The organism is Rhodococcus sp. 15-2388-1-1a (genome assembly GCF_002259145.1).
Taxonomy (GTDB): domain Bacteria; phylum Actinomycetota; class Actinomycetes; order Mycobacteriales; family Mycobacteriaceae; genus Rhodococcoides.
The window spans coordinates 47418-70599 of sequence record NZ_NPFP01000032.1 but is presented as its reverse complement, the minus strand read 5'-3'; the positions used below and the strand labels follow the sequence as shown (position 1 = coordinate 70599).

Annotated in this window: 22 protein-coding genes; 20 read left to right on the top strand and 2 right to left on the bottom strand. The window is 65.3% G+C overall.

Annotated features, from left to right (window positions below; all coding sequences use genetic code 11):
• Positions 1 to 2: 2 nt before the first annotated feature.
• From CH302_RS18590 to CH302_RS18565, 6 genes are all read left to right on the top strand, one after another.
• Positions 3 to 716 carry a GntR family transcriptional regulator gene (locus CH302_RS18590; protein ID WP_230596347.1) on the top strand — a complete coding sequence of 238 codons (714 nt, stop codon included), beginning with the start codon at positions 3 to 5 and terminating at the stop codon, positions 714 to 716.
• A gap of 222 nt (positions 717 to 938) precedes the next feature.
• Positions 939 to 2117: a M24 family metallopeptidase gene (locus CH302_RS18585; protein WP_037193586.1), complete on the top strand. Its 1179-nt coding sequence runs from the start codon at positions 939 to 941 to the stop codon at positions 2115 to 2117.
• Positions 2118 to 2119: 2 nt separating this feature from the next.
• Positions 2120 to 3478, top strand: coding sequence for an aminotransferase-like domain-containing protein (locus CH302_RS18580; protein ID WP_230596346.1), 1359 nt, complete (start codon positions 2120 to 2122; stop codon positions 3476 to 3478).
• Positions 3475 to 4671, top strand: coding sequence for a M20 family metallopeptidase (locus CH302_RS18575; protein WP_037193111.1), 1197 nt, complete (start codon positions 3475 to 3477; stop codon positions 4669 to 4671). Before CH302_RS18580 ends, CH302_RS18575 begins: the two co-directional genes overlap by 4 nt.
• Positions 4672 to 4785: 114 nt before the next feature.
• Positions 4786 to 6216, top strand: a complete 1431-nt coding sequence (locus CH302_RS18570; RefSeq protein ID WP_230596345.1) for an MFS transporter — start codon at positions 4786 to 4788, stop codon at positions 6214 to 6216.
• Between the two features lie 2 nt (positions 6217 to 6218).
• On the top strand, positions 6219 to 7178 hold the full coding sequence (locus tag CH302_RS18565) for a D-2-hydroxyacid dehydrogenase (protein ID WP_037193108.1): 960 nt from the start codon (positions 6219 to 6221) through the stop codon (positions 7176 to 7178).
• Between the two features lie 8 nt (positions 7179 to 7186).
• On the opposite strand, the gene CH302_RS18560 is transcribed toward CH302_RS18565, so the two are convergent.
• Positions 7187 to 8314: an NADH:flavin oxidoreductase/NADH oxidase gene (locus CH302_RS18560; protein ID WP_037193106.1), complete on the bottom strand. Its 1128-nt coding sequence runs from the start codon at positions 8312 to 8314 to the stop codon at positions 7187 to 7189.
• Positions 8315 to 8426: 112 nt separating this feature from the next.
• Here CH302_RS18560 and CH302_RS18555 point away from each other — a divergent pair, with 112 nt between their 5' ends.
• The 11 genes from CH302_RS18555 to holA all read left to right on the top strand — a co-directional run bounded on the left by CH302_RS18555 (position 8427) and on the right by holA (position 19115).
• Positions 8427 to 9704: a glutamate-5-semialdehyde dehydrogenase gene (locus CH302_RS18555; RefSeq protein ID WP_037193105.1), complete on the top strand. Its 1278-nt coding sequence runs from the start codon at positions 8427 to 8429 to the stop codon at positions 9702 to 9704.
• A gap of 46 nt (positions 9705 to 9750) precedes the next feature.
• On the top strand, positions 9751 to 10632 hold the full coding sequence (locus CH302_RS18550) for an AAA family ATPase (RefSeq protein WP_037193103.1): 882 nt from the start codon (positions 9751 to 9753) through the stop codon (positions 10630 to 10632).
• Position 10633: 1 nt separating this feature from the next.
• Positions 10634 to 12049 carry a vWA domain-containing protein gene (locus CH302_RS18545; RefSeq protein WP_037193101.1) on the top strand — a complete coding sequence of 472 codons (1416 nt, stop codon included), beginning with the start codon at positions 10634 to 10636 and terminating at the stop codon, positions 12047 to 12049.
• A 107-nt stretch (positions 12050 to 12156) separates the two neighbouring features.
• Positions 12157 to 12870: a nicotinate-nucleotide adenylyltransferase gene (nadD, locus tag CH302_RS18540; RefSeq protein WP_052047902.1), complete on the top strand. Its 714-nt coding sequence runs from the start codon at positions 12157 to 12159 to the stop codon at positions 12868 to 12870.
• Positions 12867 to 13259, top strand: coding sequence for a ribosome silencing factor (rsfS, locus tag CH302_RS18535; RefSeq protein ID WP_037193100.1), 393 nt, complete (start codon positions 12867 to 12869; stop codon positions 13257 to 13259). Before nadD ends, rsfS begins: the two co-directional genes overlap by 4 nt.
• Positions 13256 to 13909: a histidine phosphatase family protein gene (locus tag CH302_RS18530; RefSeq protein ID WP_037193097.1), complete on the top strand. Its 654-nt coding sequence runs from the start codon at positions 13256 to 13258 to the stop codon at positions 13907 to 13909. The genes rsfS and CH302_RS18530 overlap by 4 nt, the downstream gene beginning before the upstream one ends.
• Positions 13896 to 14642, top strand: coding sequence for a diglucosylglycerate octanoyltransferase (gene octT / locus CH302_RS18525; protein WP_037193095.1), 747 nt, complete (start codon positions 13896 to 13898; stop codon positions 14640 to 14642). The genes CH302_RS18530 and octT overlap by 14 nt, the downstream gene beginning before the upstream one ends.
• Positions 14639 to 15487 (top strand): DegV family protein, encoded by an 849-nt coding sequence (locus CH302_RS18520; protein ID WP_037193093.1) that lies wholly within the window; start codon positions 14639 to 14641, stop codon positions 15485 to 15487. The genes octT and CH302_RS18520 overlap by 4 nt, the downstream gene beginning before the upstream one ends.
• Positions 15488 to 15596: 109 nt before the next feature.
• Positions 15597 to 16499, top strand: a complete 903-nt coding sequence (locus CH302_RS18515; RefSeq protein ID WP_037193091.1) for a ComEA family DNA-binding protein — start codon at positions 15597 to 15599, stop codon at positions 16497 to 16499.
• Positions 16496 to 18088 (top strand): ComEC/Rec2 family competence protein, encoded by a 1593-nt coding sequence (locus CH302_RS18510; protein ID WP_094650001.1) that lies wholly within the window; start codon positions 16496 to 16498, stop codon positions 18086 to 18088. Before CH302_RS18515 ends, CH302_RS18510 begins: the two co-directional genes overlap by 4 nt.
• Before the next feature lie 58 nt (positions 18089 to 18146).
• Positions 18147 to 19115, top strand: coding sequence for a DNA polymerase III subunit delta (gene holA / locus CH302_RS18505; protein ID WP_037193579.1), 969 nt, complete (start codon positions 18147 to 18149; stop codon positions 19113 to 19115).
• Positions 19116 to 19196: 81 nt separating this feature from the next.
• On the opposite strand, the gene rpsT is transcribed toward holA, so the two are convergent.
• Positions 19197 to 19457 carry a 30S ribosomal protein S20 gene (gene rpsT, locus CH302_RS18500; protein ID WP_027497522.1) on the bottom strand — a complete coding sequence of 87 codons (261 nt, stop codon included), beginning with the start codon at positions 19455 to 19457 and terminating at the stop codon, positions 19197 to 19199.
• A 214-nt stretch (positions 19458 to 19671) separates the two neighbouring features.
• Here rpsT and CH302_RS18495 point away from each other — a divergent pair, with 214 nt between their 5' ends.
• From CH302_RS18495 to CH302_RS18485, 3 genes are read left to right on the top strand one after another with little or no spacing between them, the layout of a single operon-like run.
• Positions 19672 to 21366, top strand: a complete 1695-nt coding sequence (locus tag CH302_RS18495; RefSeq protein ID WP_082323755.1) for a circularly permuted type 2 ATP-grasp protein — start codon at positions 19672 to 19674, stop codon at positions 21364 to 21366.
• Positions 21367 to 22341 (top strand): alpha-E domain-containing protein, encoded by a 975-nt coding sequence (locus CH302_RS18490; protein WP_032394562.1) that lies wholly within the window; start codon positions 21367 to 21369, stop codon positions 22339 to 22341.
• Positions 22342 to 22349: 8 nt separating this feature from the next.
• Positions 22350 to 23180 carry a transglutaminase family protein gene (locus CH302_RS18485; protein ID WP_037193089.1) on the top strand — a complete coding sequence of 277 codons (831 nt, stop codon included), beginning with the start codon at positions 22350 to 22352 and terminating at the stop codon, positions 23178 to 23180.
• Positions 23181 to 23182: the final 2 nt, after the last annotated feature.

Sequence of the window (23182 nt, the reverse complement as noted above, 5' to 3'; positions counted from 1 at the left end):
TCATGCCCAGTTCGAGACGACTGACGCCCATCGACGCACGCAACACGTCGATGGTCATTGCCGACCAGATTCGCGACCGCATCATCGACGGGTCCTACGCCCCCGGTGAGCAGATCAACGAGGCCAACGTCGCCGCGGAACTCGAGATCTCGCGGGGACCGGTGCGGGAGGCGCTGCAGCGCCTCAATCAAGAGGGGCTGCTCGTCAGCTACCGAAACAGAGGCGTGTTCGTCGTCGAGCTGAGCAGTGAGGATGTCACCGAGATCTACGAATCCCGCGCGGCGATCGAGGTCGGTGCCGCATGGACTCTGGTGCACGGTGATCGTGCGCGCCTGGTGTCGGCCGCCGACGAGCTCTCGGCCATCGTGATGCAGATGCAGCCGTTCATCGATCGGGCGGATTGGCGAGGTCTTGCCGAACGGGATCTGGCGTTTCACACCGCACTGGTCGCGGCGACGCGCAACAGCCGAATGTCGCGGATGTACGCCACACTCGCTGCGGAGGCGCGTATCTGCATGGCCAACCTCGAAACCGCGTACTACCGGCCGGAGGCGTTGGTGGAGGAACACCAGCTGATCGTCGACCTGTTGCTCGGTTCGGATTGGGACGCACTGGAAAAGGGTGTACACGAGCACATGGACACCGCCATCCACGACCTGACTCGTGCCATGGACGAGGAGCAGGCCGAACACTCGGCACTGGCCACTCCGGGATAGTCGCCGGTCTGCAACACAGCATTTACATCCGAAGTCTTGCGAACCTCTCACGCCAGCGCCTAGCCTGATTGTCAACAATCTACTAAACCGACCTCATTGAAGGGGGTGCCCGTGAACGACTCACCCGACGCCGCCTACGTCACCGCACTCGGACCCGACGAAACCGCAGGACGGGCCGCTCCCGGCCTGGCTCGATACCCCGATGTCCCGAACAGCACGCCGATCACGTTCACCGACGAGGAGTACGCAGCCCGGCTCGCTGCCGTCCGAGAGCGGATGGCAGCGCAGAACCTCACCGCACTCATCGTCACCGATCCCGCGAACCTCTACTACCTGCTCGGGTACAACGCACTCTCGTTCTACACCCCGCAGATGCTGTACGTCCCGCTCGAGGGAGAGATGTACTTCTTCGCCCGCGAGATGGACGCCAACGGTGCGTTTCGCACATCGTGGCTGCCGCAGGATCGGACGTTCGGCTACCCCGAAACGTTCGTGCAGCGCAAGGACACTCACCCATTCGTCTGGGTCGCCGCGAAGCTGCGCGAACTGGGGCTGGTGAACAACTTCGAGCACGGCCAGGTGGGTCTGGAGATGGACTCGTACTACTTCAGCCCCAAGGCATTCGAGGCTCTGGTGAAGTCGCTGCCCGAATACCGATTCACCGACTCCTACGAGCTCATCAACTGGGTCCGAGTGGTCAAGTCGCCCGCGGAGATCGCCCTGATGCGCGGTGCCGCGAAAGTCTGCGAGTCGGCCATGTCGGCTGCGTATCAGTCGATCTCGGTCGGTGAGCGGCAGTGCGACGCGGCCGCAGCCATCATGAACGCACAGGTGCGCGGCACCGAGGACTTCGGCGGCGACCATCCGGCCATCGTCCCGATGCTGCCCACCGGTGCCGGAGCCGACACCCCACACCTGACCTGGTCGCATCAACCCTTCGTGCGGGGCGAGACCACCGTCGTCGAACTGGCCGGAGTGTTTCGCCGCTACCACATCCCGATGGCACGCACGATCGTGCTCGGAAAGCCCAGTCCGCGTTTGGATTACCTCGCCAAGTCCACCGGGGAAGCATTGAACGACGTGCTCGCAACCGTACGGGCAGGCGTCACCGCCACCGAGCTGGCGCAGGTGTGGAACACGAGCCTGGCCAAGCACGGACTGCACAAGCCGTCACGCATCGGATACTCGATCGGCATCGCCTACGCACCCGACTGGGGTGAGCGCACCGTGAGCCTGCGCACCGACGACGAGACGGTGCTCGCCGAGAACATGACCTTCCACATCATCGGCGGAATGTGGATGGACGACTACGGATACGAGGTATCCGAGGCCGTTCGCGTCACCGACAACGGCCTCGAAACCTTCACCGCATACCCCCGAGAACTACTGACGAAGGAGTGAGCATGACCGCATCAACGAAGGGTCGTTCCGCAGGCTCCACTCCTGCCACCCAAAGTCGTTCCGCAGGCTCCACTCCTGCCACACCGAGTCGTTCCGCAGGCTCCACTCCTGCCACCCAAAGTCGTTCCGCAGGCTCCACTCCTGCCATTCCCTGGGCCCTGCGGACCGACAAACTGGTGGGATCGGTGATCGATTCCTCGACATCGCTGCTCGCTGCACAGAAGCACGACATCGTTCGATTCGCAATGGGATCTCCTGCCGCCGAGACGGTTCCGGCCGCTGCGTTCACCGACATCGCCGGCAGCGTGCTCACCGCGGACGCATTCGATTACGGTGCCACCGAGGGCGATCCGGGCTTGCTCGACGCGTTGCTCACCTATCTCGATTCGGTGGGTGAACCCACGACGGAGGAGCGGGTGGTGATCACCTCCGGCGGGATGCAGGGTCTCGACATCGCATGCAAGCTGTTCATCGATCCGGGTGACCTGGTGATCGTCGAAAGTCCCACGTACACCAACGGAACCGCCACCGTGCTCAGCTACGGAGGCGACATTCTCGAGGCCCCGATGGACAGTGACGGCCTCATCGTCGAGGCGTTGCCCGAGCTCGTCGAGCGTGCGGGTCGAGTGCCGAAGATGATCTACGTGATCCCCAACTTCCAGAACCCGTCCGGGGTCACCCTGTCGCTCGAGCGTCGTCGGCTGCTCATCGAGCTGGCGCACACGTGGGGATCGGTGATTCTGGACGACGATCCGTACGGTCTGCTCCGCTTCTCGGGTGATCCGATTCCCAGTTTCGGCACGCTCAGTCCCAACGACCCGTTGATCTTCTCGGTGCGGACCTTCTCCAAGATGATCGCCCCTGGCCTGCGAGTGGGGTGGGTGGACGCTGCCCCCGAGGCACGGCAGTTGATCGTCAACGCCAAACAGGCCATGGACACGTGTACCAATCTGCCCGGTCAGCGGATGGTGGCCGAGTACATTCGGCGCGGCCTCCTCGACGAGCATCTTCGATCGTTGGCCTCGGTGTACCTGCCCCGCAAGGTCGCGATGCAGAACAGCATCGAAAAATACTTCGGCGAGTCGATGTCGACAACGGATCCCGAGGGAGGGTTCTTTCTCTGGGCCACGTTGCGCGGCAACGACGTCGACTTCTCGACGCAGGACCTGTTCGAGACGGCGCTGGCCGAGGGCGTTGCGTACATACCCGGGCCGGCGTTGTCGGTGGGTGGGAAGTTCCACGATTCGTTGCGGCTGTGCTTCGCCTCGTCGACGCCCGAACGCATCGACGAGGGAATCCGACGACTGGCGGCCGCGGTGGAGAAGTCCAAGCACCTGCTCGCCTCCGATCCCACCCGATGACCGTTTCGACTTCCGAACGCGCTCTTCTCGGTTCGATCGACGAGCACGAGATCGTCTCTCTGACTGCGGCATTGATCGACGCCGGCGGCGAGAACCCAGGAGACACGGAGGAAAATACTGCGAAGGTGCTCGCCGAGCACTGTCGGGCACTGGGATTCGACGTTCGGACCGTCGAGGTGGCTCCGGGCCGGCCCAACGTCATCGTGTCCATCGGATCCGACGAGCGGCCGGGAGTTCTGTTCGTCGGTCACTCCGACGTGGTTCCGGCGGGGTCGGGCTGGACCACCGATCCCTTCTCCGCCGTGGTTCGAGACGGCCGGATCATCGGCCGCGGGGCCTGTGACATGAAAGGCGGCCTGGCCGCAGTGGTTGCGGCGATGACCGCAGTTCACCGTGCCGGTCTCGCGGACGAGTATCCGATGACCTTGGCGTGTCTGGTCGACGAGGAGGACACCGGTCTCGGTATCCGAGCGTTCGTCGCCGTGTCGTCGCAACGGAATTACAGCTGTTGCGTGGTGGCAGAGCCGACGGACCTGGTCACCATCATCGGATGCCGAGGCGCGACGAACCTCGAGATCGAGGTTCGTGGCCGATCCGCGCATGCGGGTCAGCCACGCAACGGAGCGAACGCCATCTCTGCTGCAGCACGCATCATCGGAATCATCGAGGGCTCCCAGGCCGAGCTGGACGCGAACCCGGACCCCGAACTGGGTCCGGCCACCTGGAATGTGGGGACGATAGCGGGAGGAACGGGCACTTCGATGGTCGCCGATCGGTGTGTCGTCACCGTCGACCGCCGTTTGTTACCCGGCGAAAGTGCCGCCGGCGTCGTCGGCGATCTGCGGGCACGCATCGAATCTGCGGAACTCACCGGGTCCGGTATCGACGTCGACATCGGTATCGCGATGGAAATGCCGGGCTTTCTGACCAGCGTGAACAACGGATTGGTCACTACCGCAGTGCAATCGGTTATCGACAGCGGATTTGGCCGTTCCACTGACATCTGGACGGCATCGTGCGATGGTGGTTTTGTGGCACAGCAGATGGGAATACCCACCGTCGTGCTCGGTCCGGGGGAGATCGAAGAACAAGCACATCGGCCGGACGAGTCCGTCGCCGTGCGGCAATTGACCGACAGCGCAAGGACGTACGCATTGATCGCCACCAGAATTGCTGCACTACCAGGACTTTAGCGCTGCCCGAGGGGGTTGGCCGAAACCCATGTTCTGCATCGCCGTAATGTCGAACGCTGCGAAGTACCACACCGACGCTCCACTTTGTCCACAAAAGCGAGAGGTATTTCGACCGTGACCGAAAAATCAGGGTCGGCAGCATCGCCGACCGGATATCCCCCGAGCACCGACACTCTGAGCCCGGACGAGACCAAGGTTCTGCATCGCGCCATCGGCGGATCCGCTCTCGGTAACGCCGTGGAGTGGTTCGACTACGCGGTGTACGGCTACCTGGCCGTGTACATCGCCGCAAACTTCTTCCCGTCCGAGGACGGGGGAGCGAGCCTGCTCTCCACCTTCGCCGTGCTGGCCGCGTCGTTCATCATTCGTCCCATCGGCGGCATCGTGCTCGGCCCACTCGGCGACCGCATCGGGCGTCAGAAGGTCCTAGTACTGACCGTCTCGATGATGACGTTGGCCACGGCGACGATCGGTGTGCTGCCCACATTCGACACCATCGGCATCGCCGCACCGTTACTGCTGCTCGTCTGCCGATTGGTGCAGGGCTTCTCCACCGGTGGTGAGTACGGTGGCGCAGCAGTGTTCATGGCCGAATACGCGCCCGACAAACGCCGCGGATTCTTCGGATCGTTCCTCGAATTCGGCACCCTCGCAGGAACCGTGGGCGGTGCCACCCTGTGCACCCTGCTCAACGTCGGGCTCGGCGACGAGACCATGGAGGCCTGGGGCTGGCGAATCCCGTTCCTGGTGACGCTCCCGTTGGGCATCGTTGCACTGTGGCTGCGGACCCGGCTCGAGGATTCACCGGTATTCGCCGAGGCCAAGGAAGACGGCGGCACGGTCGAAGAGGGTGCAGGCGGAGCCGTCACCTCACTCAAGGCCACCATGACGTACTGGCAGCGGATCCTGATCCTGATGGGATTCGTGTTGCTGCTCAACATCGCGTACTACACCGTGCTGACGTTCCTGCCGTCGTATCTCAGCGACACGTTGGGGCACAGCACGACTCAGTCCAACTTCACCCTCGTGGCCATCATGATCATCATGATGGCGATCATCAACCCGATCGGCGCTCTGTCCGACCGGGTGGGCCGAAAGCCGTTGCTGCTGGCTGCCTGTGTCGGGTACTTCGTGTTCAGCGTTCCGCTGTTCCTGCTGATCATCAACACCGGATTGATCGGCCAGAGCATCGGCCTCCTCGGTCTCGGAGTGTTGCTGGTCATCATGTGCTCCTGTGTGTCGTCGACCCTGCCCGCGCTGTTCCCCACTCAGGTGCGCTACGGAGCGTTCGCCATCGGATACAACGTCTCGACGGCGCTCTTCGGCGGTACTGCTCCGCTGATCCTCACGTTCCTCATCGATCGAACCGGATCGAACCTGATTCCGGGTTGGTACATGATGATCGCGGCTGCCATCGCCTTCGTGCCGATTCTGCTGATGCCGGAAACGGCTGGGCGCTCGTTGCGCGGAACCCAGTGCCCAGGCGACAACGACGACGAGGTTGCGGCGTCCGGCGTCGAGCTCGTCGGATACAAGAAGAAGTAGCAGTGACACCGGTTCTCGTCGTTCTGCACGCCGGCGATCTTCCCGACGGACTAGACTCCGTCGCGGAGGTCGCCGACGTCCGGTACGCCACCGCCGATACCCTCGGCGATGCGGTCGACGGTGCCGACGCGTTGCTGCTGTGGGATTTCTTCTCTCCCGCAGTCGAATCGGCGTGGCCGCGCTGCGGCTCGCTGAAGTGGATCCACATCGCCGCCGCAGGCGTCGACTCGTTGATGTTCGACGACCTGGTCGATTCCGATGTGATCGTGACCAATTCGCGGGGAGTGTTCGACCGACCGATCGCGGAGTTCGTGCTGGCCCAGATTCTGGCGTTCGCCAAGGACTCCGAACGTTCGCGCGCACTGCAACATTCGAAGGTCTGGCAGCACCGCGAGACCCAGCGCATCGACGGTGCCCACGCGATGATCGTGGGTACCGGTGCAATCGGCCGCGCCATCGCGAGCCTGCTGACAGCGGTGGGAATGTCCGTCTCTGGTGTGGGCCGGACGGCACGAGAGGGCGACCGAGATTTCGGCACCGTTCATGCCAGTGCCGATCTGGCGTCCGAGGTATCTCGGGCCGACTACCTGGTGCTGGTCGCCCCGCTGACCGATCTGACGAGGGGACTGGTCGACGATTCGGTGCTGGCCGCGATGAAACCCGGTTCACGCGTCGTGAACGTGGGCCGCGGTGAGTTGCTCGACACCGAGGCACTGCTGGCACACCTGGCAACCGGGCACATCGCAGGTGCCGCGCTCGATGTGTTCGAGACAGAACCGCTCTCGGCCGACCATCCGTTGTGGACGGCCGAGAACGTGATCGTCACACCGCACATGAGCGGCGATGCCTCGGGGTGGAAGCAACGGCTCGCAGAGCTGTTCGTGGACAACGCACTTCGGCATTTCCGAGGCGAACCGCTGCGCAATGTCGTGGACAAGAAACTCGGCTTCGTGCCGACCTGAGCGGAGCCTCAGTAGGCCCGCTCGTACTGCGGTGCCACGGCCGGGCGCATCTCGACACCGAGTTCGCGGGCGGCGCGCCGTGGCCAGTACGGATCACGCAGCAGCTCGCGTGCCAGCAGCACGGCCGTTGCCTCGCCCTGTGAGACGATCTCCTCGGCCTGCTTGGGTTCGGTGATCATGCCGACCGCAGCGGCGGGCATCGCGGTCTCGTTCTGGATTCGCCGTGCGAACGGAACCTGGTAACCGGGACCGACCGGAATCTTGGCGTGCACGTTACCTCCGGTCGAGGTATCGACCAGATCCACTCCGTGTTCGGTGAGGATCTGCGACAACGCAACAGTCTGATCCGACGTCCAGCTCGGGGCCTCCAATTCGGCTGTGTACCCGGCGTTCTCGCTGTTCTCGGGCTCGTCGAGCCAATCCGTCGCCGACAGTCGTACGAAGACCGGCAGCTCTGCAGGCCACACCTCACGCACGGCGTCGACGACCTCGATCAGCAGACGTGTGCGGCCCGCGAAATCCCCGCCGTACGAGTCGGTACGGGTGTTGCTGGCAGGAGACAGGAATTGGTGCAACAGGTAGCCGTGCGCACCGTGGATCTCGGCTACCTGGAACCCTGCTTTCACTGCGCGCTGCGCGGCAGTACGGAAGTCCTCGACGATCTTCGCGATGTCCTCGGCCGTCGCCTCTCGTGGGGTTGCGTAGTCACCGAATGCCACTGCCGACGGGCCGACGGTCTCCCAGCTTCGGGAGTCATCGGCAGGCAAGGACTTGCCACCCAACCAGGGAGCAGCGGTCGAGGCTTTGCGCCCCGCGTGAGCGAGCTGGATGCCCGGGACGGTTCCGAAGGACGAGATCTCGGCGACGATCTTCGCCAATGCATCGGCCTGGGTGTCGTTCCAGATGCCCAGGTCCGACGGGCTGATGCGGCCCTCGGGGCTCACTGCGGTGGCTTCGGTGATGATCAGTCCGGCACCGCCGATCGCCCGGCTCACCAGGTGGGTGCGGTGCCAGTCGCCCGCGACGCCGACATCGTCGCCCGCCTCGTCGGCCGAGTACTGGCACATCGGTGCCATCCACACCCGGTTGGGGAAGGTGACAGTGCGCAGGGTCAGAGGCTCGAACAGGACACTCACAAGTGGTTCCTCCGGTCTTCGGGCAGCATCGACGGTCGGTCGACGATCTTCACGCTGTGCTGCAACGACGCGGCGATGCCGCTCATTCCCGGCCCCTATTAGTGTGTAGTTCATGACAGCTTCCGTCTCGGCCGAACCGGTGACCACGACTGCGGACGAGCGCGAGAACGTGCACGCCGCAGCGCGCCGAGCGCGCACCGCATCACGGGCGCTCGCACTGCTGACGACCGCAGAGAAGGACGCTGCGCTGCATGCCGCGGCAGACGCTGTGGTCGCTGCGGCGGAGTCGGTACTCGCCGCGAACGCAGTCGACATCGAGAACGCGCGAGCGGCCGGTACCGATGAGGGGCTGCTGGACCGTCTACGGCTGACTGCGTCGCGCATCGACGGCATCGCGGCCGGGTTGCGGCAGGTGGCCGGGTTGCCCGATCCGATCGGCGAGATCATTCGCGGTTCGACGTTGCCCAACGGGCTCGAGATTCGGCAACTGAGAGTTCCGCTCGGAGTCGTCGGCATGGTCTACGAGGCTCGGCCCAACGTCACCGTCGACGCGTTCGGCCTCGCGTTCAAGTCCGGCAACGCGGTGCTCCTTCGCGGTTCGTCGTCGGCGGCACAGTCCAATGCGGCGTTGGTCGAGGCACTGCAGGGAGCGTTGCGCGAACACGGTCTGCCCGAGGCGGCGGTGCAGCTTCTGGGGAGTGCCGACCGTGCCACGGTCACCCACCTCATTCAGGCCCGCGGACTGGTGGACGTGGTGATCCCGCGCGGTGGAGCGGGTCTGATCGCTGCGGTCGTGCGCGACGCCACGGTCCCGACCATCGAGACCGGCGTCGGAAACTGCCACGTGTACATCCATTCCTCTGCCGATCCGGACACGGCCGAGAAGATCGTGCTCAACGCCAAGACCCGTCGAGTCAGCGTCTGCAACGCCGCCGAGACCGTGCTGGTCGACGCTGCGATCGCCGAGACCATGGTTCCGCGGTTGCTCCAGGCATTCCAGATGCACAGCGTCACGGTGCACGGGGACCTGCCCGGGCTCGTGCCTGCACACGACGAGGACTGGTCGCAGGAGTACCTCTCACTCGACATCGCGCTGAAGGTGGTGGACGGCATCGACGAGGCGATCGACCACATCGACCGATACGGCACCGGCCACACCGAGGCGATCGTCGCCGCCGACATCCGTGCCGCGCGTGAGTTCACCCAGCGGGTCGACGCGTCCGCGGTCATGGTCAACGCCTCCACGGCGTTCACCGACGGCGAGCAGTTCGGCTTCGGAGCCGAGATCGGCATCTCGACTCAGAAGCTGCATGCGCGTGGACCCATGGGCTTGCCCGAATTGACCTCGACCAAGTGGACCGTGTGGGGCGACGGACACGTCCGAGACTGACACCCCTCGCAGTACCCGGCCAGACCCGATCATCAGGAGCTGTGACATGGATCGTGCCCTACCGACGACACCCCCGCTGTTCGCCAGCGTGGACGACGTCCAGAGGCGCCTGGCCGAGACGGGCTATCTGGCCGACAAAGCCACCGCCACCTCGGTGTTTCTCGCCGATCGCCTCGGCAAGCCGCTGCTGATCGAAGGTCCGGCGGGAGTCGGCAAGACCGAGCTGGCCCGCGCCGTCGCGCAGACGACCGGGGCCGAGCTGGTGCGTCTGCAGTGCTACGAGGGTGTCGACGAGGCCCGCGCGCTGTACGAGTGGAACCACGCCAAGCAGATCCTGCGCATCCAGTCCGGCACCGCTGCCGATTGGGACTCGACCAAGCTGGACGTGTTCTCCGAGGAGTTCCTGCTGGCGCGCCCGCTGCTGCAGGCCATTCGCCGGACCGATCCGACGGTTCTGCTCATCGACGAGACCGACAAGGCCGACGTCGAGATCGAAGGACTGCTGCTCGAGGTACTCAGCGACTTCGCGATCACCATTCCAGAACTCGGCACGATCGTGGCCGAGCGGACGCCGTTCGTGGTGCTCACCTCCAACGCCACTCGTGAACTGTCCGAGGCCCTCAAGCGCCGCTGCCTGTTCCTGCACCTCGATTTTCCCGACGCCGATCTCGAGCGCCGGATTCTCGCCAGCAGGGTTCCCGAACTGCCCGAGGCCATCGCCGAGCAGATGATCAAGACCGTGCGGGTACTGCGCGCGATGCAGCTCAAGAAGTTGCCCTCGGTGGCCGAGACCATCGACTGGGGACGCACTCTGTTGGCGCTCGGTATGGACACCCTCGACGACGATGCGGTTCGCTCCACACTCGGTGTGGTGCTCAAGCATCAGTCGGACCAGGTCCGTGCAGCAGCCGAACTCCGGCTCAACTGACATGCAGGCCCCGCACGGAATTCCCGGTCACCTCATCGGTTTCGTCGACGCACTGCGTCGGCGTGGAATTTCGGTGGGGCCGTCGGAGACGGTCGATGCCGGACGCGTCCTGTCGGTTCTCGATCTGCTCGATCGAGAAGCCGTTCGCGAGGGTCTGGCCTGTGCGCTGCTGCGCCGTCCGACGCATCGCGGGGTGTTCGACGCCCTGTTCGACCTGTGGTTTCCGGTGGCATCGGGCACCAGGGACTCGGGGCAGATCGATACCGCGCTGCCCCGCACCGACGCCGGCGACGTCGACATCGATGCGCTCCGCGAGCTGTTGGTGGATCTGCTCTCGGACGATTCGGCCGAGGCCGCGGAGTTGACCCAGATGCTGGCGGCGCAGATGGTCGAGGAGCTCGGACAGTACAAGTCCTCCAACGGGCCGTCGTTCTCGGCATATCAGGCGCTGCGCGACGTTGCGCCCGAAACGTTGCTGCGCAAGATTCTCGACGGATTGCTCGGGCGCAGCGACGACGCACCCGATCGTCCCACCGACGACTACGAGTCCGAGGTTGCCAAACGCACTGCAGCGCAACGTATCGCGGACCTGCGCAAGATGATCGAGAGCGAGACGAGGCGTCGGTCGGCAGAAAAGCTGGGCCGTGAGCGAGTAGCGAGCTACGGGGTGCCCAAGCTCGCGGAGGAAGTCGATTTCCTGCGGGCCTCGGACACGGAGATGGCGGCGCTGCGACGCAACGTCACACCTCTCGCCCGATTGTTGGCATCGCGACTCGCGGTGCGGCGCAGCCGAAGCAGGCACGGCTCCATCGACCTGCGTCGGACGTTGCGCAAGTCGATGTCCACCGGCGGCATCCCGATCGATCTGGTCGAACGCAAGCCTCGGCGAGCACGCCCCGAACTGGTTGTGCTGTGCGATGTATCAGGGTCGGTGGCAGGATTCAGCAATTTCACTCTGCTGTTGGTGCACGCACTGCGAGAGCAGTTCTCGCGCGTACGCATCTTCGCGTTCATCGATTCCACCGACGAGGTCACCCAATTCTTCGATTCCGGTTCCGACCTCGGAGCCGCGATGAGCCGCATCATCCGCGAGTCCGATCTCGTGACGTACGACGGACACTCGGACTACGGCCATGCATTGACGACGTTCGACGAGAAGTACGCGCATGCGGTCACCAGTCGCAGCTCGGTGCTGATTCTCGGTGACGCCCGCACCAATTACCGCGAACCGAAGCTGCCGGCGTTGGCGCACATCGTGTCGGTGGCCAAGCATGCGTACTGGCTCAATCCCGAACCGAAATCGCAGTGGGGTTCCGGCGATTCGGCGGCCAAGGTGTACTCCGACGTGATCGCGATGCACGAGTGCCGATCGGCTCAGCAGCTCGCCACCGTGGTCTCGCGTTTGCTGCCGGTGTGAGGCGTGTGACGCCCAGCGGCACCTCGGACGTAGAATCGGCGGTTGTGCAGCGCGAATCCGACTCCGGCGACGACACCGGTGGGCAGCCCGTCCGCCGTTTGGGCGTGATGGGTGGCACCTTCGACCCGATTCACCACGGGCACCTCGTCGCAGCCAGCGAAGTGGCGAACAAGTTCGGCCTGGACGAGGTCATCTTCGTTCCCACCGGAAACCCGTGGCAGAAGGAAGGCAAGTCGGTCAGTCCGGCAGAGGATCGCTACCTGATGACCGTCATCGCGACGGCGTCCAATCCGCGTTTCTCGGTCAGCCGAGTCGATGTGGATCGGGAGAAGTCGACCTACACGGTCGACACACTGCGTGATCTGCGATCGCAGCATCCCAATGCCGAGCTGTACTTCATCACCGGGGCGGACGCGCTCGAGTCGATCCTCACGTGGCAGAACTGGGAGGAGCTGTTCGAGCTCGCCAAGTTCGTCGGTGTCTCGCGTCCCGGGTTCGAGCTCGGCGTCGAACATCTGGCCAACCACCTTCGATCGTTGCCCGCGGACACTCTCACATTGATGGAAATCCCGGCACTCGCGATATCGTCGACGGACTGTCGACTTCGAGCCGGTGAGAATCGGCCGGTCTGGTACCTCGTACCGGATGGCGTCGTGCAATACATCTCGAAGAGGAATCTCTACAGACCACGAGGCGCTCAGCGTCTCGACGGATCCGTCACCATGTCGGAACCAGCGCCCCAGAAGAAGCAACCGGCAGGGTCGGTCACCAGCGCAATGACCGCGAACCCGAGCCATACGAGTGGGAGTACACCGAAGTGACTGCAACAGCCGAAGCCGCCGAGATGGCGCGGATCGCCGCGCTCGCAGCCGACGACAAACTGGCCGGCGACGTGGTGATTCTCGACGTGTCCGATCAGCTCTACATCACCGATTGCTTCGTCATCGCCTCTGCGCCCAACGAGCGTCAGGTCAACGCGATCGTGGAGAACATCGAGGATCAGCTGCGTGAGGCCGGACACAAGCCGGTCCGCCGCGAGGGCACCAGAGAAGGCCGTTGGGCGCTGTTGGACTACTCCGACATCGTCGTGCACGTTCAGCACAACGAAGAGCGGAACTTCTACGCACTCGAGCGGTTGTGGAAGGACTGCCCGACCATCGAGGTTCCCGGTCTCGGCCAGCATCCGGCGGCTCCGGAATCGGAGCAATGATCAGACGGCTCATCCTGCTTCGGCACGGTCAGACGGAATACAACGCCACCGACCGCATGCAGGGTCAGCTCGACACCGATCTGTCCGAGCTCGGCCGCAGTCAGGCGAAGACGGCCGCCGCCGAACTGGCGACGCGTGAGCCGATCAAGATCGTCTCGTCGGATCTGCGGCGCGCGCTGGACACCGCGAACGCGCTCGGAGATGCAGCCGGCGTGGCGGTGTCGGTGGACGAGCGTCTGCGCGAGACCCATCTCGGTCAGTGGCAGGGACTCACCCACACCGAGGTCGACGACATCGCCCCCGGTGCACGGCCGGCCTGGCGCGCCGACGCCACCATCGCCCCACCCGGTGGGGAGAGTCGCATCGACGTCGCCCGACGCAGTGTGCCGCTGGTTCGTGAACTCGCGGCAGGCGTCCCCGAGTGGGGTGCCGACGGCAACGAGCGCCCGCTCGTCCTCGTCGCACACGGAGGTCTGATCGCGGCACTGACCGCCGCGCTGCTCGATCTGCCGACCGATCGCTGGCCGGTGCTCGGAGGCCTCGCGAACACCAGCTGGGTTCAGCTCGGTGCGCACGGACCCGGCGAGAACCCGTCCTGGCGACTGGACGTGTGGAACGCCTCGGCGCGGGTGGCCAGTGACGTCCTCTGAGACGGCGCGACCCGCGCTGCTCGTGCTCGCGGACTCGTTGAGCTACTACGGACCCGAGGGCGGCCTACCCGTCGACGACCCGCGGCTCTGGCCCAATCTCGTTGCGGCGGAACTCGGTTGGACGGTCGAGTTGGTTGCGCGGATCGGCTGGACGAGTCGGGACGCGTGGTGGGCTCTGACCCAGGACCCGCGAGTGTGGGCAGTCATTCCCCGTGCCGGTGCCGTCGTGCTCGGAATCGGCGGCATGGATTCACTCCCGTCGCCGTTGCCGACTGCGCTCCGGGAGCAGATCAGATACGTCCGACCGCCTGCCCTCCGGCGCGTGGTTCGCGCGGGATACCAAGCGGTACAACCTGTTCTGTCGCATCTCGGTTGGCCCGTGGCACTGCCGCCACGGCTCAGCGTCGAGTATCTGGAACAGACCCGCGCGGCACTGGCGTACGTGCGTCCCGAACTTCCCGTCATCGGTACCTATCCGTCCGTGCACCGCTGCGATGCCTACGGCAAGGTGCACTCGGGTCGCGAACCAGCCGTTCGCGCGCTGCGTGCCTGGAGCGCGGACAGGAACGTCCCGATGGTCGACCTCGCCGACGCCGTACGACCGAACATCGAGTCCGAGAACGCGAACCCCGACGGCATCCACTGGGGATGGGACGCCCACATCGCGGTCGCCGACGCGATGCTTGAGGTCCTGCGACCCGTCGCCGCCGGAACGTCGACCGAATTGCCATGACCGTCGCCGTCGTCACCGACTCCTCGTCCTGCCTGCCGGCCACACTCGCCGCCGAGCGAGGCATCGCGATGGTGCCACTGCATGTGCTGGTCGACGGGATCGACCATCGCGAGGGCGTCGACGACATTCCCGAGCAGTCCACCTCGGGCAAGCCGGTGACCACCGCGGGGGCCTCTCCGGGCGAGCTGACCGAGGTCTATGCCGCGGCGCTCGAACGCAGCCGAGGTGCCGGTGTGGTGGCCTTGCACATCTCCCGGGGACTGTCGAGCACGTGGGAGGCAGCACGCCAGGCCGCAGAGCACGTGGGCTCGGCCGTCCGAGTCGTAGATTCCGCCTCGGCCGGAATGGGACTCGGCTTCGCGGTGCTGGCCGCGGCGGACACGGCCGCCGGGGGAGCAGAGCTGGACGAGGTGTACCGCGACGCCGTCGCCGCGTCGACGGCGTCGAGATGCTTCATCGTCGTCGACCGACTCGACCACCTGCGACGGGGAGGCCGAATCGGCGCGGCCGCGGCCTTGCTCGGCACTGCGCTGGCCATGAAGCCGGTGCTGCACATCAGCGACGGCAAACTGGTGCTGAAGGAGAAGGCGCGGACCTCGTCCAAGGCGCTGAACAAGCTGGTCGACGCCGCCGTCGTTGCCGCGACCGAGGTCGGTGACGAATCGGGGGTTGCGCTCGCGGTGCACCACATGCAGTGCCCGGAGCGAGCCGAGGACGTAGCCGCGATGCTGGCCTCCCGAATTCCGCACTCGACCAGCATCGACGTCTACCCCTTCGGTGCCGTTCTCGGCGCTCATGTCGGACCCGGCGCGGTCGGTGTCGTCGTGGCTCCGGGACGCCGATAATCGGGTCGAGCCCTCGGTCGATCCACAGCCTCAGGGTTTGTACACAGAGCAATCGGCGACCTGCGTTCGTCGGTGAGTGAACCGATCGCGGGCACTAGCGTCCTCGAGCATGGGCGGCAACGACGATCGGGCGCACACGGTGGCGCGATTGAACTCCGTGCGCAGACAACACGATTCCGCCCACGATCGCGACGGGCCCGAGGATTCGCGATCCGACGCCGGGTCCACAGAACCGGATTGGCTGCTGCCGGAAGCACAACGAACCGGCACCCCGTGGTCGACCCTGCTGCCATCGCGGTGGCGATCTGCCCGCGTCGACCCGGGGAAACAGGGGGCAGTGGCGATGGCGGCGGCCGGGGTCTTCGTCGTGCTGGTGGCGGGATTCGCGGTGTTTCGAGACGCACCGACTCCGGCACCTGCGCCGCCGCTCGCTGTGGTCGCGACCGACACGGTGGATACCGATGGAACGGTGGATACCGATGGAACGGTGGATACCGACGACGCAGTCGATCCTGTGCCGAGCGCCGAGGCCGAACTCGTGGTGAGCGTCGTCGGACTCGTGACGCGCCCCGGATTGGTTCGGCTGCAACCGGGTTCGCGAGTCGCCGACGCCGTGGCCGCGGCAGGTGGCGCAGTCGAGGGTGCCGACTTGCTGGCGCTGAACATGGCCGCGCGAGTCGCCGACGGTGATCAGATCGTCGTCGGAGTCGTGCCGCCGGAGGCAGCTCCACCGGTGAGCAGTACGACATCCGAAGTCGGCACATCGACAGGCGGTAGCGACGGCGCACCGGCCGGTGTCGGAGGTTCCGCGCCCGGCGGGACGGTGGACCTCAATGCCGCGACCGTCGCGGAACTGGACGCGTTGCCCGGGGTCGGGCCGGTCACCGCAACCTCGATCGTCGGTTGGCGAGAGATCAATGGCCGCTTCTCAACTGTGGATCAGCTGTCCGAGGTGGACGGTATCGGGCCCGGCAGACTGGCGAAGATCCGAGACCTGGTGCATGTCGGGTGACCACCGATACCGCGTCGGCCGGTGCGCCGCAGACCGAGGATCGTCTGCCGTTCGATGTGCGTCTGGTTCCGGCCGCTGCGGTGTGCTGGTCGATCACCGCGATCGGAATTCGCGGAGGACCCGGTGCTGCCCTCGCTGCCACCGCGTCGGCGGTTGCGGTAGTGCTGGTGGTCGCAGTAGCACTGCACGGGTTGGCGATTCGGCACGCCTGGCCGGGGCCGAGTCGGTCCGGTGCGGTCGCGGTGATCGTGCTGGCGCTGTGCTTCGGGGGAGCGACCTGGCTCCAGATGCGCTCGTTGGCAGAACATCCCGTCGCTGCGGCGGCGGAGAACCGGGCGTGGGTGACCGCGTCGGTGCGGCTGGAGGAGGACCCACGCCTGCTGTTGTCGGCCGGGCCCTCGACGGTGATGACGAAGGCCGAGATGACTCGCGTGGACGTCGGCGGTGAGGCGCTGTACGTCGGCGGACGGGTGTCGATCATCGCCCCGGAATCGAGTTGGTCGGCATTGCTGCCGGGCCAGGAGGTCACCGTGCGGGGCAGGCTCGGTGTGCCGCTTCGACCGGACATGAGCGTGGCCGTCATCCGCACTTCGGGTCCGCCCGTCACCGTGAACGAGCCCGGGGCGATCTCTGCTACCGCCGGCACCTTCCGGTCGAATCTCGCTGCGGTTGCGCAGAATTCGATGCCACCGGATCGTGCAGGTCTGCTACCCGGTCTCGTGGTCGGGGACGTTTCCCGGTTGGACGAGACGGTCACCGAGAACTTCCGGGCGGCCGGGCTGACGCATTTGACAGCTGTGTCGGGCGCAAATTTCTCCATCGTGATCGGGGCGGTTCTGTTGGTGCTGCGAGGAATCGGAATCGGTCCCCGCGCAACGGTCGCGGTGGCGTTCGTCGTACTCGTGGCCTTCGTGATCGTGGCCCGGCCGTCGCCGAGTGTGGTGCGGGCGGCAGTGATGGGGTCGATCGGTCTGGTGGCGTTGGTCACCGGCCGACGAAGGCAGGCGGTTCCGGCGCTGTGCGGCGCGGTGTTGGGTCTGCTCGCGTGGTGGCCGAGGCTGGCGGTGGATGTCGGATTCGTACTGTCGGTGTTCGCCACCGCGGGGCTCGTGCTCGTCGCTCCGATCTGGGTCGACTGGCTTCGCGCACGTGGGTGGCCGAGGGCGGCAGCGGAGGTGGTGGCGGTCGCAGCGGCAGCACACGCGGTGACGGCACCGGTGGTCGCGGCCATGACCGGAACGTTCAGCGTGGTGGGCGTCGCAGCGAATGTGCTGGCGGCACCGGTCGTCGCTCCGATCACGGTGGTGGGGATCGTCACAGCAGTGATCGCCACCGTCAGCGGGTCGCTCGCGGAACTGGTGGCGCAGCTGGCGTCCGCACCACTGTGGTGGTTGATCGCGGTGGCGGAGGACGCTGCGTCGGTGCCGGTAGCGGGCGTTGTGGTCCCCGACGGCGTCCGGGGCGCAGCGTTGGCAGCGTTGTCGACTGCCGCCCTGCTGACGGCCCTGCGTTTCATCGTGTTCCGGTGGGTGGCCGCGGCGGTGGCCCTGGCGGCACTCGCATTGTGGACGGCGCACGTTCTGTGGTGAGTGCTCGGACTTCGAGCGGATGGTCGCAGTGTCGGCCACGCATGGCACGATCATGGTCGTGACTTCGAGTGTGGCTCCTCTGCATCTGGTTCTCGGCGACGAGGAACTTCTGATGGACCGCGCGGTAGCCGCGATCGTGGCTCAGGTGCGTGCGAATGCTGCGATTCCGGGGGAGGATCTGCCGGTCACGCGGTTGCGCACCGGTGATGCCAGTGCCCCGGAACTCGCCGAACTGCTCAGCCCGTCGCTGTTCGCCGAGGACCGTGTTCTCGTGCTCGAGGCCGCAGCCGAGGCAGGCAAGGACGCTGCCGCACTGGTACTCGACGCTGCTACCGATCCGCCCGAGGGTGCTGTGGTGGTGGTCATGCACTCCGGCGGCGGCCGGGCCAAGGCGATGGTCGGTGCACTGCAGAAATGCGGAGCACAGGTGCACGAGTGCGCCAAGCTCACCAAGCCCGCCGAACGCATCGACTTCGTCCGCGGAGAATTTCGTACCGCAGACGTCCGGGTGAGCGGCGACGTCATCGAGGCGGTCGTCGAGTCCGTCGGCAACGAACTTCGTGAACTTGCCTCGGCGTGTTCGCAATTGGTCTCCGACACCGGCGGCAAGGTAGACCTCGCCGCGGTGCGTCGCTACTACTCCGGCAAGGCCGAGGTCTCCGGATTCGACGTCGCGGACAAAGCAGTGATCGGTGACCGTGCCGGCGCTCTGGAGGCTCTACGTTGGGCGATGCACCGGGGCGTGGCGCACGTGCTGCTCGCCGACGCGTTGGCCGATGCCGTTCGCACCATTGCGCTGGTGGGCTCGGCGGGCCGCGGCGACCCCTTCCGAATGGCAGGGGAGCTGGGTATGCCGCCGTGGAAGATCAAGAAGGCGCAGGGTCAGGCGCGCGGCTGGAACGGCCGATCGATCGCACAGGCGCTGCGCGTTGTCGCGCAGCTCAATGCCGACGTCAAAGGTCAAGCAGCGGATGCGGACTACGCGGTGGAGAGAGCAGTGGCCGAGGTCGCATCACTGGGTAGGTGACGTCGGCAGAGTGCAGAGAGCACGAAAAAGCCCGCCGCATCCTGGTCGGATGCGGCGGGCTCGATCGAGCTCAGTGATGTATCAGAGCTTGTTGACTGCGAGAGCCAGTGCCGACTTCTTGTTGGCTGCCTGGTTCTTGTGGATGACGCCCTTGCTGGCTGCCTTGTCGAGCTTGCGGCCTGCATCGAGAAGAATCTCGGAAGCCTTGTCCTTGTCGCCCGCAGCCTGTGCCTCGCGGAACGAGCGGATGACGGTACGAAGCGAGGACTTCACCGACTGGTTGCGCAGGCGTGCACGCTCGTTGGTGAGAATCCGCTTCTTCTGGGACTTGATATTGGCCACGCGTAAAATCCTTGTCGTCTTCGTCGGTATTCCGGTCAGGGCGATCCATGCTGGAATGCCCGAAGTCTGCTGCTGAGCGTTGGAGCCCTGCGCCGAAGATCGAGAATACCAGCACGGTCGGCCAGAACCCAATCCGGAGTGGGGTGACGATGCGTTTCAAGAAATTAACGCTTCTACCGCGCCTAACTCCTGTCTCTGTAGCAACATGGCCAGAATGAGTCCGCGATCGGCAACGCCTGCCACCACCAAGGCCAAAGCGACCAAAACCAAGACAGCGGATCGTGTCGAACCCGAAGCCGACGGAGTGTTCGGAGGGTATTCCGACGTCGGAAAGTACAGTCTCGCCTTCGACGAGATGTTCGACGCGGACGGGCGCACCCGAACTCCGTACAAGGGCATCCACACCGCACTCGCCCCGGCGAACGCGGTGGACCTGGACGCGAGATCCGACGCGCTGGGACGAGCCTTCATCGACCAGGGCATCACGTTCTCCCTGTCCGGTCAGGAACGCCCCTTCCCGCTCGACCAGGTTCCCCGCGTCATCGCAGCAGGGGAATGGTCACGACTCGAGCGCGGCATCAAGCAGCGTGTCAAAGCCCTCGAGATGTTCCTCGCCGACATCTACGGCGACCAGGAAATTCTGCGCGACGGCGTGGTACCCAAGCGGCTGGTGACCTCCTGCGAGCATTTCCACCGCGAAGCGGTCGGCATCACGCCACCCAACGGTGTGCGCATCCACGTCGCCGGCATCGACCTCGTCCGTGACGCTCAGGGCACCTTCCGAGTGCTGGAGGACAACCTGCGGTCGCCGTCGGGCGTGTCCTACGTGATGGAGAACCGGCGCACCATGGCCCGGGTGTTCCCCGACCTGTTCGCCAGCCACCGCGTCCGCGCCGTCGGCGATTACGCCTCGCACCTGCTGCGAGCACTGCGCGCATCCGCCGCCCTCAACGAGGCCGACCCGACTGTGGTGGTTCTCACTCCAGGCGTGGCCAACTCGGCGTACTTCGAGCACTCGTTGCTCGCGCGACTGATGGGTGTCGAACTCGTCGAAGGACGAGACCTGTTCTGCCGAGACAACATCGTCTACATGCGCACCACCGAGGGCGAGCGTCAGGTCGACGTCATCTACCGACGTATCGACGACGACTACCTCGACCCCATGCAGTTCCGTCCCGACTCGGTGCTGGGAGTGGCAGGTCTGGTCAACGCCGCCCGCGCAGGCAACGTCGTCATCTCGAGTGCCGTCGGAAACGGCGTCGGCGACGACAAGCTCGTCTACACCTACGTTCCGACGATCATCGATTACTACATGGGCGAGAAGCCGTTGCTGGCCAACGTCGACACGTTCCGGTGCTGGCTCGACGACGAGTGCGAGGAAGTTCTCGACCGCATCGACGAACTGGTCATCAAGCCGGTGGAAGGCTCGGGCGGCTACGGCATCGTCTTCGGACCCGACGCCTCACCGAAGGAACTCGCGACCATCAGCAAGAAGGTTCGCGCGGATCCGCGCGGCTGGATCGCGCAGCCCGTCGTGCAGCTCTCGACGGTGCCGACCAAGATCGGCGACCGTTTGGTACCCCGCCACGTCGACCTACGGCCGTTCGCTGTCAACGACGGCGACGACGTCTGGGTGTTGCCCGGCGGTCTCACTCGGGTGGCGTTGCCGGAGGGTTCTCTGGTGGTCAACTCGAGCCAGGGCGGCGGCAGCAAGGACACCTGGGTTCTGGCCACCCGAACGTCGCAGGAGGAGCAGGAGCTCGCAGGCGAGGAGATCGTCAGCGTTCCGCCGGAGTCACCGATGGCCGAACAAGGCCCCGAGCTGACGATGGACCAGCAGATGAATCAGCAACAGCAACAGCAACAGCAGCAAGCAACGAACTCGGACTCGAACGGCGGTGGACAGTAAATGCTCGCGCGCAACGCAGAGTCGCTCTACTGGATCGGGCGGTACGTCGAGAGAGCGGACGACACGGCCCGCATTCTCGACGTCACCGTCCACCAGCTTCTCGAAGACGCCACGGTCGATCCCGACCACACCTCGCGAGTGTTGTTGCGAGTGCTCGGGTTCAAGCACGAGCCGGACGTCTCGCTCGACGTGTGGTCGCTCACCGAGGTCGTCGCCTTCAGCCGAGACGGATTGGGTTCGATCGTGGACTCACTGTCGAGCGCGCGCGAGAACGCCCGCGGTGCGCGTGAAGTCACGTCCAGTGAGATGTGGGAGTGCTTGAACACCACGTACAACGGGTTGAACGAGCGCATCAGGGCGTCCAAGCGCACCGGCCCGGCCGAGTTCTTCAGCTACATCGAAGAGCGCGCAGCGATGTTCGCCGGTCTCGCGGACTCCACCCTCAGTCACGACGACGGCTACCGCTTCCTCCTGCTCGGTCGCTCGGTCGAGCGCATCGACATGATCGTTCGGTTGTTGCTCTCGCGAGCCGGCGACCGGCCGTCGTCGCCGGCGTGGGTCACTGTGCTTCGCTCCGCCGGTGCCCACGACACCTACCTGCGCACCTACCGCGGCGCGCTCGACGCCCAACGAGTTCTCGAATTCATGTTGTTGGACAGGCTCTTTCCGCGATCGGTGTTCTACGCACTCAACGAGGCGGAACGTTCGCTGGATCAGCTCGACCATCAGCCCAACAGTCGAGTCGGTGCGCGCGCCGAAGCGCAGCGCCTACTCGGTCGCGCTCGTAGCGAACTCGAATTCCTCCGTCCCGGGGAAATTCTCGACGATCTGCAGGAGCGCCTGCTCTCTCTGCAGGAAACCTGTCGTGAGCTCGGTGATGCGATCTCCAAGCAGTATTTCCACGCCGCTCCGTGGGTTGCGTGGACGGACGCCGGCTCCGGAACATTCGAAGATCAATTGGAAGGTGAACTGTGAGCTGGCGTATGCGTGTCGTGCACACCACGGGCTATCAGTACGACGCACCGGTGACGTCGTCGTACAACGAGGCTCGGTTGACGCCGCGAAGTGACAATCGGCAGAACGTGATTCTGAACCGAGTCGAGACCAACCCGGTGACGCGTTCCTATCGCTACACCGACTACTGGGGCACTGCGGTGACGGCGTTCGACCTGCACGCACCGCACACGGAGCTCGAGGTCACCGGATCGTCGGTGGTCGAGACCGATCCCTTCGTCTACCCGGACGAGAACGCCTCCTGGGAAGAACTCGCGAGCGATCCGGTCATCGACCGTTTCAACGAGGTCCTCGACAACACCGAGTACGTGCCGAAGAACAGGCAACTCGCGTCGGTGGCGAAGAAGCTGTCGAAGGGCCTACCGCCGCAGGAATCTGTGGTCGAGATCTCCAACTGGGTCAACCAGGAGATGTCCTACGTGCCGGGAACCACCGGCGTGCACACCTCGGCCGTGGAAGCGTGGTCGGAGAAGAAGGGCGTCTGCCAGGACTACGCCCACCTGACGCTGCTGATGCTGCGCAGCGTCGGCATCCCCAGCCGGTACGTCTCGGGCTACCTGCACCCGAAGAAACAGGCCGCGATCGGTGCGACGGTGGAAGGCCAGAGCCACGCCTGGATCGAGGCCTGGACCGGTGCGTGGTGGGGCTACGACCCGACCAACGCCATCGCCGTCAACGAGCAGCACGTGTCGGTCGGACTCGGCCGCGACTACGCCGACGTCCCCCCGCTCAAGGGCATCTTCTCCGGCGGCGGTTCGACGGCTCTCGACGTGGTCGTGGAAATCACGCGGTTGGCTTGAGC